The sequence below is a fragment of the Streptosporangium sp. NPDC049248 genome (genome assembly GCF_040678965.1).
GTDB classification, from domain to species: Bacteria; Actinomycetota; Actinomycetes; order Streptosporangiales; family Streptosporangiaceae; genus Streptosporangium; species Streptosporangium fukuiense.
Window position 1 is genome coordinate 33,581 of the sequence record NZ_JBFAQY010000044.1, and the last position, 12,497, is coordinate 46,077.

Sequence of the window (12,497 nt, forward strand, 5' to 3'; positions counted from 1 at the left end):
TGAGGGCGGGCCGCGATCGGCCCGCCCTCACCCATGCGGTCTCAGATCTCGAAGTGCAGCGCCACCTGCTGGATCCGCTCGATCAGGGCCGCCTGCTGCAGGCTGCCCTCCTGCTGCGGCCGGACGTCGCCGCCGTGCAGCACCGAGCGCACGAAGGCCCCGATCACGTTCGCGAACTGGTGGTCGGCCGGCAGGACGAGCTCCTCGCGGTGGTCCTGGCGCTCGATCCGCAGCACCGGCCGGTGTGCCTCCGGCGGGGTGAACACCCGGTCCAGCAGGATCCTTCCGGTACTCCCCGCCAGCCGGTAGCTGTTGCGGTAGGAGTGCTCCATGCCGAAGGTCAGCTGGGCCGAAACCCCCTGCGGCGTGCTCAGCAGCACGTCGCCCGACATCACCACGTCCCGCTTGTGGTCGTGCCTGAAGGCGGCGCCGACCACCTGGAGGTCGCCGCCGAGGAAGTGCAGCGCCGCGCGGACCGGGTAGCCCCCGAAGTCGACGAAGGCGCCGCCGCCGACGTCGCGCAGGTAGCGGATGTCGCCCTCCGGCTTGGGCGGGAAGGTGAAGGCGCTGGAGAACCCGCGCAGTTCCCCGATCGCGCCGTCGGCGACCAGCTTGCGCACGGTGGCGTGCTGGGAGTGGTGGAGGAACATGTAGTTCTCCAGCAGCACGAGACCGCGCGAGCGGGCGAGCGCGAACAGGCGGCCGGTCTCCGCGTAGCCGCTCGTCATCGGTTTCTCGACCAGGACGTGCACACCGGCCTCGATGGATCGCTCGATCCACTCCGCGTGCAGCAGCGCGGGCAGCGGGATGTAGACGGCGTCCACGTCCGGGCGGTCGAGCAGCGAGCCGTATCCCTCGATCGGCTCGCCCCCGAACCGGTCGGTGAACTGTTTCGCCCGCCGCATGTCCCGGCTCGCGATCGCGACGACCTCCACGGACGGGTCGTCGCGCATCGCGGGGAGGGTCCGCCGCCAGGCGATGTCCGCGCATCCCATGACCCCCATGCGCAGCCTGTCAGGGGTGCTGGCACTCATCGGAATCCTTCCAGCGTGCAGGCCCCCGGATTTATCCGTGAGGAGGAAGTCGACATCAGGGGAACTCCACTCGGCAGAGGACGGGACATCAGGTGGTCGGGCAGGGACATTGCGGCGGCATCGTCAGAACGGTCGCGGGGCCGTCTTCAGCTCCGCGTAGTGGGCGAGGCATTCCTCGTAGGTGCTGAGGAGCCCCTTCGACTCCGCTTCGGCCAGGGTGAGCGCGCCGGCGTCCTTCTCCGACATGATCGGAGGCTCGGTGAGACCCCAGGGGATGCCGATCTCCGGATCCAGCGGATCGATCTCGAGCATCGTTCCCGGGATGTACGCCGCCGAGCACACGTAGTTCATGCAGGCGTCGTCGGTCAGCGCCAGGAAGGCGTGCCCCAGGCCGTCGGCGAGGTACACCGCGATGCCCGAGTCCTCGTCCTGGCGGGTCATCTCGTACTTCCCGTACGTGGGTGAGCCCACCCGCAGGTCCACCACGACGTCGAGCACCGCGCCGCGCACGCAGGTGACCAGCTTGGCCTGGCCCGGCGGCAGGACGGTGCCGTGGATCCCCCGCAACGTGTTGCGGCGGCTGAGCGAGTAGTTCACCTGCCCGACCACGAAGGGGTAACCGATCGCCTCGGAGATCGTCTCGGCGCGGAACGCCTCCATGAAGTACCCGCGGCGGTCATGGTGCCGCTCCGGGGTCAGGCGGTACGCGTTGGGCACCGACAGCTCGGTTATCGACAGCGACTGGAACATGTGCGGAAGGCTCCTCGAGTCGTTCCGGCGATCAGACCGCCAGCTTCTCCAACAGGTGTACGACGTCCGCCGGGGCCGGCTGCGCGGCGATCTCGGCGGCGACCTCGGCCGCGGCCACGGTGAATCGGGCGTCCGCGAGGAGCGCCAGGCAGCGCTCGGCGACCAGCTCGGGAGTGACCTCCTCGGGAGACAGCCGCATTCCCGCCCCCGCGCCGACCACCGCCCCCGCGTTGTCGAACTGGTCGTCGAACTGCGGGAGCACCAGTTGCGGCCGGCCCGCGGACAGGGCGGTCAGGACGGTGCCGTGCCCTCCGTGGTTCACCACCAGGTCGCAGGTCGGCAGCACCTGCGCGAGCGGAAGCCTGCCGACCCGGTGGGCGACCGCCGCCAGCGCGGGCCAGGCGGCCACGACCTCCTCGTCCGCCGCGACCACGAGCTCGGCGCCGTGCCGGGCCAGGCGTTCCAGGACCGGCACGACCAGGTCGCCCAGCAGCCGCGCCCCGATCCGCGGCACCACCGTGCCCAGGGTGACGCACACCCGTGGCCGCCGACGCTCCAGGAAGACCCAGCCGGGCACCCGGGCGTCGCCGGTGTAGGGCACGTTGCGCACGCCCTGGTGCCCCGTCGCGTGCGGCAGCCGCATGCCCGGCGGCCACGGGTTGAGCACCTCGACCGGTACGGACGGCTCGACCCCGAGCTCCTCCCGCACGGCCGACCGGTACTCCTCCAGCGGCGCCACGCCCCACTGGTACTCCACGTACGGCACACCGGTGGCCGCCGCGGCGAGCGGTCCGGCGAACTCCGCGCGCTCGCTCACCACGAGGTCCGGCCGCCACGCCTCGAACAGCTCGTGCGCGCCGGGCAGGCACTGGCCCGAGATGCGGCCGAAGGCGCGCCCGTGGGCGTGCCTTCGGCGTTCGGCGTCGGTCGCCGAGGCGACCGGCTCGTCGCCGACCAGCTCGACGAAGTCCGTCGCGGAACCGAAGGACGCGGCGGGCAGTCCGGACCGCATCACGACGGCGGCGAAACCGTCCGTGGTGGCGACCAGGACGTCATGACCGGCGGCACGGGCGGCCCAGGCCAGCGGCACCAGGGGGAAGAAATGGCCACGCAGCGGCGCAGTCGTGAACAGCAGTCGCACGGTGACTCCACTTCGTCTCCTCGGCCCGCGCGTGGCCGGCGGTCAGCAAAGGCTGTGCATGCAGGCAAGCAGGCTGCGCGCCTCGATGTTGAGGTAGTGACCGTGCCGGAGCAGGTCCAGTAGCTGCCGGACGGTCATCCAGCGGAAGTTCGGCGGCACGTCGATCGGCATCGTCTCATCGGCCTCGATGATCTGGTACCTGGTGAGCGCCTTGTAGAAGCGCCCACCCTCCTCGGACAGCACGGCGTCGTAGTGCGTGACACCCGGCTGGGAGATCAGCAGGTCCCGGGTGAACGGGTCGTCGACGTCCGTCGGCTCCGTGCCCGGCAGGAGGTGGACGGTCGGCGCCATCTCCACCATGTCCATCAGACCGTACTCCGGCCTGGCCTGGACGAGCAGGTGCAGCACGCCCCGGATGGACCGTGCGAAGAACACCGCCCGTCCCTGGCCGCGGGGGTACAGCAGGGGCTGCGTCCAGCGCTGGACCTCCCGGGTTCCGGCCTCCGCCTCGACCGCGATGATGCGGAACCGCCGGCCGTCGTGGTCGGCGATCTCGTCGTCACCGCGCTTCCAGCCGGCGACGCCCTCCAGGGGGACCAGCCGGGCGGTCCAGTCGTAGCGGGTCTTCGCCTCGGTGAACCAGCTGAGGATCTCCCCCATCGCGTGCAGCGGCCGCGTCTCCGTGCCGTCCGCCTGGTGCTGGTAGGAGCGGACGAGCGCGTCCCTGAAGGCGTCGTCGGCCGGCGCGCCGTTCTCCTGCGGCAGCTCGAACGGCAGGCACGACAGCACCGTCCGCGCGTCCATGTTGACCAGGTTGTCGATTCGGGTCAGTTCGCGGATCTGGGCCAGGCTGAGCCAGCAGAAGTCCTCGCGGACGGGGACGTCCCCGGTCACGAGCACCACCATGTTGCGGTTGCGCTTGCGCCAGAACCAGGCGCCCTGCTCCGACTGCAGGACGTCCACCAGGACCTCGCCGCGGTCCGGCCCGATGAAGCACTCCAGGTACGGGGTGCCGGTGCCGCGGTGCACCCGGGTGTAGTTGCTGCGTGTCGCCTGCACGGTCGGCGAGAGCTGGAGCGTGTTGACGTTGCCCGGCTCCATCTTCGCCTGCATCAGGCAGTGCAGGACACCGTCGAACTCCTTGACGACGATGCCGAGTATGCCGATCTCCGACTGGTTGATGATCGGCTGCGACCAGGTGTCCACACCGCCGTCCCGCACCCGCAGGCCCTCGATCGTGAAGAACCGGCCGCTCTCGTGCCCGAGGTTGCCGGTGTCCGGTTCGAAGGCCCACGCGTCCAGCTCGGAGAAGGGGATCCGCCGCACGGCGAAGTGGCCGGCCGCGTTCCGTTCGGCCCACCAGTCATGGAAACCGGAGACGGACATGAGCGCGCCGTCGTCTGCTCTGCCGTCCGTTCCCGCGTGCGACGCGGCGAGTCGGGTCATGGTGGCGGGCCTCTTCCTGTCCTCGGTTCGTTCGGTCGGCCGTCGGTGCGCGCGAGCAGCGCTCAAACCGCGGCCAGTACGGCACGCAACGTGTCGATGACCCGCTCCTGATCGGTGTCGGAGAGCGAGGGGAACATGGGCAGGGAGAAGATCTCGTCGGCCGCCGCCTCGGTGACCGGCAGGGACCCCTTCTCGTAGCCGAGGTGGGCGAAACCCGACTGGGTGTGCACCGGCCACGGATAGCTGATGTTCAGCGAGATGTCGCGCGCCTTGAGGGCCTCGATGATCTTGTCCCGCCTGGGGTGGCGCACCACGTAGACGTAGTACACGTGGTCGTTTCCCGGCGCCGTCCTGGGGGTCACCAGTTCGGTGTCCGCGAACGCCTGCTCGTAGCGCGCCGCGATCGCGCGCCGCTTGGCGATGTAGTCGTCGAGCCGGGTCAGCTTGCGGCGGAGGATCTCGGCCTGCACCTCGTCGAGCCTGCTGTTGTAGCCGGGCGTGCTCACGACGTAGTACTGGCTCTCCATCCCGTAGTAGCGCAGCCGGCGCAGGTTGGCGGCGACCTCGGCGTCGTCGGTCATGGTCGCGCCGCCGTCGCCGTACGCTCCCAGCACCTTCGTCGGGTAGAACGAGAAGGCCGCCGCCTTACCCGTCGAGCCCGCGATACGGCCGTGCCGGCGGGCGCCGTGCGCCTGCGCGCAGTCCTCCAGGATCGGCAGGCCGTGCTTCGCGGCGATCGCCTCCAGGGGCGCCAGGTCCACGCACTGGCCGTACAGATGGACCGGGAGGATGCACCGGGTGCGATCGCTGACGACTCCCGCCACCTGCTCGACGTCCATCAGGTAGGTCTCCGGGTCGATGTCGACGAACACCGGTGTGGCGCCCACCGCGTCGATCGCCAGCACCGTGGGCGCCGCCGTGTTCGAGACGGTGATCACCTCGTCCCCGGCACCGACCCCGAGGGCCCGCAGTCCGAGCACGATGGCGTTCGTCCCGTTGTCGACTCCCACGCAGTGCTCGACACCGTGATAGGCCGCGAACTCCTGCTCGAATGCCCGGACACTCGGTCCCAGCACCAGCTGCCCCGAGCGGAACACCGTGTCGACCGCATCGAGGATGTCGTCGCGTTCCTTCTCGTACTCCGGCAGATAACCCCATACGAAGAGGGTCATCGGGGCACGTCACCTCCAATAGGCGGAGACCCGTTCGGCATGTGGCCGGGGACTCAGACGATGTGCTTGAGAAGATCCACGCCGTGCGCGTCCCAGCTCTCGCGATAGATCGCGAAAACGTGAACGTCCCGCACCCGGCCGTGGAAGTACATGTGCTTGGGCAGAACGGCTTCGGCCTCGACCATCGCCGTGTGCGGCTCGGTGAATCCGAGACTCTCGACGCCGGCCTCGACGGCGTGGAAGTACACCTTTCTGGTGCGCCACATCGCGAAGGCGAAGTTGACCGTGAGCGCGACCGCGTCCGTCCGGATCTCGTCCGGCTGACCGGCCAGGTGGACATCGGCCCGGAGGTGACCCGCCGGAGAGAGGTCGGACAACGTGCTGAATCCGACGATCTCCCCGGTGTCCTTGCGGTGCACCAGGAAACAGGCGGCCAACCCCTGCCCGAAGGTGTCCACGAACCTGTCGATCACCGGCAGACCACTGTGTCCCAGCCGGAACAGGATGTCGTAGACCTTGGCGGCGTCCTTGACACCCGCCGGCCGCAACTCGATCTGCCTGGACTCGGTGTGCGGAAAGAGCATTTCTCGGTCATCCTCGTTTCGGAGTCCGGGTTCCGGCGACATGAAATGGCATTCACCCGCCAGGCGGCACAGATTTCCGGACATCGATCGGGAAAACGTGTGCGGTCTCATACCGTAGGCCGTCCGCCCGTCCCGCCAGCGGGACAGGGCAGGCGCGCATCGAATCAACACGCCTTCTGAAGACCGGGGAGCCGAAACCCTTCGGGTGTTTACCAGGTCTACCACACCGGATCGTTCACCGGAATCCCGCTGACATTTCCGCCGCCATGGAAAAGCATGAGTCCGTACCGCGAACCGGTCTTACGCTATTGCCCCCGCCGCGACGCCGTGGCTACTGTCGTCGACGTTTAGGCGTCCACCTACAAAGCTCCGTTTCTGAGCGGGACCCGTGAAAGCACTTCGAAGCGGTGTCGATTCGAAACTCGCGTGGATATCACCGCGACCGCACGAAAGGACAAAAATACATGTCGGATAAGGACCTTGCCGCCGGCGTCGACCTCACCCTGATCGACGATGTGGAGCGAATGGTACGGGGCACGGCGGAAATGATCTGCGCCGAGCAGCCTGACGTGCCCCAGCCGGAGTCCCTGCACGACCTCGACTCGTTCTCGATGGTCCAGGTCCTGCTGGAGCTGGAGAACACCACGCAGTTGAAACTCCTGGAGCGGTTCGAGGGCTTCGAGGGCGAGACGTTCCGCGACCTCGCCGAGTTCATCGTCCGCTTCACGGCCAAGGACGACGACGAGCAGCGGCAGGACGCCTCGGAGGAGCTCCGCGAGCAGACGACGCCGGTATAGCGCCACCGGCCCGTGCGCTGTCCCGCCAGCGAGACAGCGCGGCGGTGGCATGACCGGAATCCGAGGCATCGGCCGACGGGCGGAGAAAACGCAGTCATGCGCCGCGCACGCCCAAAAAACAAGCGTCCAACAATCGGTCCCATTTACCGGAACCGCTTCAGACGACAGGCCGTTCATTATGCCCGGAGACCCCACTGACACAGGATCACGACATGCCTGACACATCGTATGCGGCCTCCCCGGAACAGACCCGAGAACCGCTTGTGCTACGCCCTCCGAGGCACCGGATCGAACGCCGGGCGATCCTCATGTGGACGCTCAACGCACTGATCTGGGGAATACTCGTTGTCAGTGGCCTCGGCATCGCCTACGCGCTGCTGCCCGACACCCGGCCGTGGCTGGGTCCGGTACTGGTGATTTTCGCGGTGATTTACGCGGTGAACATCGCGGTCATGCCCACCTGGCGTTATCTGGTACACCGCTGGGAGATCACCGACCAGGCCGTCTACGCGCTGAACGGCTGGATAACCCGCGAATGGCGGATCACCCCCATCTCGCGCATCCAGTCCATCGACACCAGGAGAGGCCCCCTGCAGACCATGCTGGGGCTGGCCACGCTCAAGGTGACCACCGCGTCCAGGGAGGGCGCGATCAGCATCGCTGGGCTGAACGCCACGGTGGCGGAGGAGCACTCGCACCGGCTCACCGAGATCACTCAGGCCACGCCGGGAGATGCCACGTGAGCGCCGGGAAGTCGGTGGACGAACCTCTCTCCGAGGTTCTGACACCTCCGCCCGCCGCGCCACCGCCTCCACCGACACAGGTGTCGGCGGGCGTGCCCGCGGCGGGGGTGCGGACGGAGGCTCGGGCGCCGGACGGCGAGGAGGTTCCGTGGCAACGCCTGAACAGCCGGTTGGCGTTGGTCGACGCGACCAGGTTCGTGCTCACCATCCTTCCCAGCGTGCTCGTCACCGTCGTCTTCGGGCGGGGTTTCGACGCCTGGCCGGTCCTCATCGCCAGCGCGCTGGGGGTCATCGTCAGCGTCATGGCCCTGCGACGCTGGCTGACCACCCGGTTCCGGATCACCGAGGACAGGGTCGAGATCCGCAGGGGACTGCTGGTCCGCAAGTACCGCTCGGTTCCCAGGGACCGGATCCGTACGGTGGACACCGGCGCGAAGCTCCGGCACCGGCTCACCGGGCTCCGCGTGGTGACCATCGCCTCCGGCGAGGCGCGCACGTCGTTCAAGCTCGACGCGGTCGCCAAGGAGCAGGCCGAGAGGATCCGCGACGATCTCCTGGGCGTCCAGCGGAACGACGCCGCCCAGCCCGAGGTCCCGGAGCGGGCGGTGGAGGAGACCCTCCTCGCCCGGCTCCGGTGGTCCTGGTTCTTCTACAACGTGCTCAGCGTCTGGGCCTTCCTCGCCGCGGCACTGTTCCTGTGGAGCACCAGCCTGACGCTGCAGATGTTCGACGTCGACCTCATGGAGATCATCCGTGACGCGATCGGGTGGGACGCCCTCGGGGTCGGCTGGTCGATCGCCGTCGGAGCCGGCGGCGGCTTCCTGCTCGGCACCGTCGGCCTCGCGATCTCCTTCGTCAAGGAGAGATGGAACTTCGAGCTGGTCCGCACCAGGACCGACGACGGCACGGCGCTGCTCACCAGGCAGGGACTCTTCCAGACGCGCGAGGTCTACCGCGACGACCGGCGCCTGCGCGGGATCCACATCAGCGAGCCGCTGCTCTCCCGATGGATGGGGCTCGCCGAGACGGAGGTCATCTCAACCGGGATGCGCTGGATTCCCGGCAGCGACGCCTCCAGCGCCATCCTGCCGCGGACACACGTCAGCGAGGCCCACCGGGTGGCGGTTCTCGTGCTCGGGGACGAGCACCGGCCGCTGCGGGCGCCACTCCGCGCGCACCCGCGTGCCGCGCTGTACCGCAGGCTGGCGGGCACCGTCCTCACGCTGGGGATCGTCGCCGGCCTGCTGGCCTGGCTGGGAGCGACGGGAGCCCTCGTCCGCGGGCTCTGGCTGATCCCGGTCTCATTGATGCCGGTGGGCGGAGTACTCGCCTTCGTCGCCTACCGGTCGCTCGGGCACACGATGGCGGGGCCGTACCTCGTGGCGCGGTCCGGACTGATACGGCGGGCGACCGTCGTGCTCCAGCACCGGGGAGTGATCGGCTGGACGCTGAGCCAGTCGCTTCTCCAACGCGCCCTGGGCCTGAAGACCGTCCGGGTGTCGAGCGCGGCCGGGGCTCGCTTCTACGAGATACCGGACGTCGCCGCCGACGAGGCCGTGACGTTCATCCATGGCGGAACCCCGGAGCTGGTGGCCGAGTTTCTCGCGGACCGGCCGGCCGGAGACCCGCCCCCCGACATGGGCCACGAGAACTCGTCCAGCTGACCTAGATCACCTACCTGGTGGACAGGGGGTAGAAAATGCGCACGACCAATCTCACGGACGGTTTCTCCGTGAGCGCGATCGGCCTCGGCTGCAGCTCCATGTCCCACGGCTACGGGCCGACCGAACGGGATGACGAGGAGTCCGTCCGGGTCATCCACCGAGCCGTCTCCTACGGCATCGACATCTTCGACACGGCCGACGTCTACGGGCCGTTCACCAACGAGCTGCTGCTCGGACGGGCGCTCAGATCGCATCGGGACGATGTGACGATCGCCACCAAGTGCGGTCTGGTGGTCATGCCGGACGGCAAGTTCCACCGCAACGGCCGGCCCGACCACCTGCGAGCCGCCTGCGAGGGATCGCTTCAGCGGCTCCAGGTGGACGTCATCGACCTGTACCAGTTGCACCGCGTCGACCCCGCCGTCCCCCTCGTCGAGACCTGGGGAGCCCTGGGCGAGCTGGTCACCGAGGGAAAGGTCCGGGCTCTGGGCATCTCGCACGCCACCTGTGACGAACTGGAACTGCTCCACTCGGTGTTCCCGATCACCGCCGTGCAGTACGAACTGTCGGTGTGGGCCACGGCCAACCGCGAGGACGTACTGCCGTGGAGCCAGAAGAACAACGTGGGGTTCCTCGCCTTCGCCCCCCTCGGCCGCGGATACCTGTCCGGCAGGATCGACCACTCGGCCATCGGCACGGAGGACTCCCGCAACCGGGACCCGCGCTTCCGTCCCGAGGCGATGAACGCCAACCACGCGATCGTCGAAGGGCTGCGCAGGGTGGGCGACCGGCACGGGGCCACTCCCGCGCAGGTGGCGATCGCCTGGACGCTGGCCCAAGGGGACAACGTGGTGCCCATCCCCGGGACGCGAAAGCTCCACTGGCTCGGGGACAACGCGGCCGCGGTCGACCTGCACCTCACCCCCGAGGACCTGCGCGACATCGACGACCTGCCGCCGGCGGTGGGCGAGATGAGCTGGGACCACATCCGTGCCGCGGGCGCCGACCGGCCGACGCGCCGGGCCTGACCGGGCAGCGGCGGCGGACGGCCCACCGGACCCTCACCACATCAGACGACGGGACACGAGAAATTGCTCTTTCCGCACACGGCGTCACGCCGCATCGTGCTCCATCCGGCGAGCAGCACCGACCAGGCGGACTTCGCCCAGGTCTTCGTGCGCACCGGCGTGGAGAGCATCCGCCCGGCGGTACGGCCCGCCCGGGGAACGATGAGGGCCCACGCCATCTTCCACGTCACCACGAGGAACACCGGCGAACGCCTGGGCTTCGGCGGGCTCCACGCGCTCGACCCGGCCGGGCACATCAGGTGCGCCGTCTACCTGGACCCCCGGCGGGCCCGGCTGGGTGTGGGCTCCGAGGCCATCCTGCTGCTGGTCAACTACGCCTTCGCCACGCTGGACATCGACCGGGTGATCGGGCAGACCACCGAGGCCAGCTTCGCCTCCTTCGGAATCACGGCCGGTGACCAGGAGATCGGCGCGCTGCGCGACCACATGTACTTCCGCGGACGCCACTGGGATCTGCACAACTTCCAGATCGAGCGCGCCGGGTGGGAGGAGTACGTCGACAAGAACACCGACAGGATGCTTCACCCGTCGCTGAGCTGGCGGACCGCCCCGGCCCGGCCACTCGACGTGTCCTGACGACGACGGTCACGGCTCCCCGGCCACGACGACGAAGGAGATGATGTGGCGACGACAGCCGCGAAACCACTGATCACCGTGCTCGGCGCCTCGGGCCTCCTCGGGACGGCCGTCACCCGCGAACTGGCGGCCAGGCCGGTCCGCCTCAGGCTCGTCGGGCGCCGGCCCACCACCGTCCCCCGGCGGTCCCGCGCCGAGGTGGAGGTCCACCCCCTCGACCTGACCGGAGGCGACGCCGTCACCGAGGCGGTCCGCGGCGCGGACGCGGTGATCCACCTGGTCGCGCACATGGGAAAGGCGAGCACATGGCGGGCGGCCGCGGCCGACCCCGCCGCGGAGCGGGTCAACCTCGGCCTGGTCCACGACCTCATCGACGCGGTCCGGACACACCGCCCGGAGCGGCCGCCGGTGGTGGTCTTCGCCGGCTCGGTCTCGCAGGCGGGGCGTTCCTCGTCCGCCCGGCTCGACGGCAGCGAACCGGACGAGCCGCTGACCGCGTACGACCGGCACAAGCTGGCCGCGGAGCGCGCGATCGAGGCCGCCGACGCCGAGGGGCTGATCCGGGGCAGCACGTTGCGGCTGTCCACTCTCTACAGCCGGGGGACGGACCCGACCGCGCTGGACCGGGGTGTGGTCTCGGTGATGATGCGCCGCGCGTTCGCCCAGCAGCCGCTGACGATGTGGCACGACGGTTCCACCAAGCGCGACCTGCTCTGCGTCGACGACGCGGCCACCGCGTTCGTCACCGCGCTGGACCAGGCCGAGACGTTGTCCGGGCGGCACTGGCTGGTCGGCACGGGGCAGGTGACCAGCGTCGCCGACCTGTTCTCGATGGTTTCGAAGGTCGTCGCGACCCGTTCGGGGCGGCCGCCGGTGCCGGTCATCTCGGTCGCGCCCGCGGAGCACTCCATGCCCACGGACGTGCTGGACTTCGTGGCCGACCCGTCGGCGTTCCAGGAGGCCACCGGCTGGACCGCCCGCGTGCCGCTGCTGGAAGGGCTGGAGAGCGCGGCGGCCGCCATCGTGCACGAGTCCGCCTGACCACCTGACCACCTGACCGAAGGAGGGGAGAGCCCCGTGCGCGTCCTGTTCGCGGTGAACCCGGAGAAGAGCATCTTCCAGTACCTCGTGCCACTGGCCTGGGCACTGCGCACCGCCGGCCACGAGGTGCGCGTCGCCGGTCAGCCCTCCTTCGCCAAGGTGATCACCCAGGCCGGGCTGACCGCCGTCCCGGTGGGCGAGGACCGCAGCTCGTGGCGGATCACCCAGAACAGGCAGGACATGCTCGACGCCCTGCGCGTCGGCATCATGGCGCCGTACGACGCCTTCGAGGATCCGGCCAAGGCCACCTGGGACTACCTCAGGCCGGGAATGGCGAAGGCGGTGCGGGGCTGGCACCGGGTGAGCAACTTCCCGATCATCGGGGGCCTGGTGGAGTTCGCCCGATCCTGGCAACCCGACCTCGTCATCTGGGAACCACTGACCTTCGCCGCACCGATCGC

General features: G+C 69.4%; 12 protein-coding genes and 1 pseudogene. 7 read left to right on the forward strand and 6 right to left on the reverse strand.

Annotation, left to right across the window (positions count from 1 at the left end):
- Positions 1 to 41: 41 nt before the first annotated feature.
- The 6 genes from AB0K21_RS41900 to AB0K21_RS41925 form a co-directional block, all read right to left on the reverse strand.
- Positions 42 to 1,034 (reverse strand): Gfo/Idh/MocA family oxidoreductase, encoded by a 993-nt coding sequence (locus AB0K21_RS41900; RefSeq protein ID WP_364158280.1) that lies wholly within the window; start codon positions 1,032 to 1,034, stop codon positions 42 to 44.
- A gap of 123 nt (positions 1,035 to 1,157) precedes the next feature.
- Entirely contained in the window at positions 1,158 to 1,784 is a 627-nt protein-coding gene (locus AB0K21_RS41905; protein WP_355626149.1) for a dTDP-4-dehydrorhamnose 3,5-epimerase family protein, read from the reverse strand.
- Positions 1,785 to 1,815: 31 nt separating this feature from the next.
- Entirely contained in the window at positions 1,816 to 2,925 is a 1,110-nt protein-coding gene (locus AB0K21_RS41910) for a nucleotide disphospho-sugar-binding domain-containing protein (protein ID WP_364158284.1), read from the reverse strand.
- Between the two features lie 42 nt (positions 2,926 to 2,967).
- Positions 2,968 to 4,371 carry an NDP-hexose 2,3-dehydratase family protein gene (locus AB0K21_RS41915; RefSeq protein ID WP_364158287.1) on the reverse strand — a complete coding sequence of 468 codons (1,404 nt, stop codon included), beginning with the start codon at positions 4,369 to 4,371 and terminating at the stop codon, positions 2,968 to 2,970.
- A 62-nt stretch (positions 4,372 to 4,433) separates the two neighbouring features.
- Positions 4,434 to 5,543, reverse strand: a complete 1,110-nt coding sequence (locus AB0K21_RS41920) for a DegT/DnrJ/EryC1/StrS family aminotransferase (RefSeq protein ID WP_364158290.1) — start codon at positions 5,541 to 5,543, stop codon at positions 4,434 to 4,436.
- A 53-nt stretch (positions 5,544 to 5,596) separates the two neighbouring features.
- Positions 5,597 to 6,127: a GNAT family protein gene (locus AB0K21_RS41925; RefSeq protein ID WP_364158293.1), complete on the reverse strand. Its 531-nt coding sequence runs from the start codon at positions 6,125 to 6,127 to the stop codon at positions 5,597 to 5,599.
- A 464-nt stretch (positions 6,128 to 6,591) separates the two neighbouring features.
- Between AB0K21_RS41925 and AB0K21_RS41930 the strand changes: the two genes are divergently transcribed.
- The 7 genes and pseudogenes from AB0K21_RS41930 to AB0K21_RS41960 form a co-directional block, all read left to right on the forward strand.
- Positions 6,592 to 6,924 carry a hypothetical protein gene (locus AB0K21_RS41930; protein ID WP_364158296.1) on the forward strand — a complete coding sequence of 111 codons (333 nt, stop codon included), beginning with the start codon at positions 6,592 to 6,594 and terminating at the stop codon, positions 6,922 to 6,924.
- A gap of 212 nt (positions 6,925 to 7,136) precedes the next feature.
- The gene (locus AB0K21_RS41935; RefSeq protein WP_364158299.1) at positions 7,137 to 7,667 is read left to right on the forward strand and encodes a PH domain-containing protein; all 531 of its coding nucleotides are present in this window, start codon (positions 7,137 to 7,139) and stop codon (positions 7,665 to 7,667) included.
- Entirely contained in the window at positions 7,664 to 9,331 is a 1,668-nt protein-coding gene (locus AB0K21_RS41940; protein ID WP_364158302.1) for a PH domain-containing protein, read from the forward strand. Before AB0K21_RS41935 ends, AB0K21_RS41940 begins: the two co-directional genes overlap by 4 nt.
- A gap of 35 nt (positions 9,332 to 9,366) precedes the next feature.
- Complete coding sequence (locus tag AB0K21_RS41945) at positions 9,367 to 10,359, forward strand: aldo/keto reductase (RefSeq protein ID WP_364158305.1); 993 nt, start codon at positions 9,367 to 9,369, stop codon at positions 10,357 to 10,359.
- A gap of 63 nt (positions 10,360 to 10,422) precedes the next feature.
- Positions 10,423 to 10,995 (forward strand): GNAT family protein, encoded by a 573-nt coding sequence (locus tag AB0K21_RS41950; RefSeq protein WP_364158308.1) that lies wholly within the window; start codon positions 10,423 to 10,425, stop codon positions 10,993 to 10,995.
- Positions 10,996 to 11,040: 45 nt separating this feature from the next.
- Positions 11,041 to 12,036, forward strand: a complete 996-nt coding sequence (locus AB0K21_RS41955; RefSeq protein WP_364158311.1) for an NAD-dependent epimerase/dehydratase — start codon at positions 11,041 to 11,043, stop codon at positions 12,034 to 12,036.
- Positions 12,037 to 12,072: 36 nt separating this feature from the next.
- Positions 12,073 to 12,497 (forward strand): annotated as a pseudogene (locus tag AB0K21_RS41960) (glycosyl transferase); the annotation flags it as partial.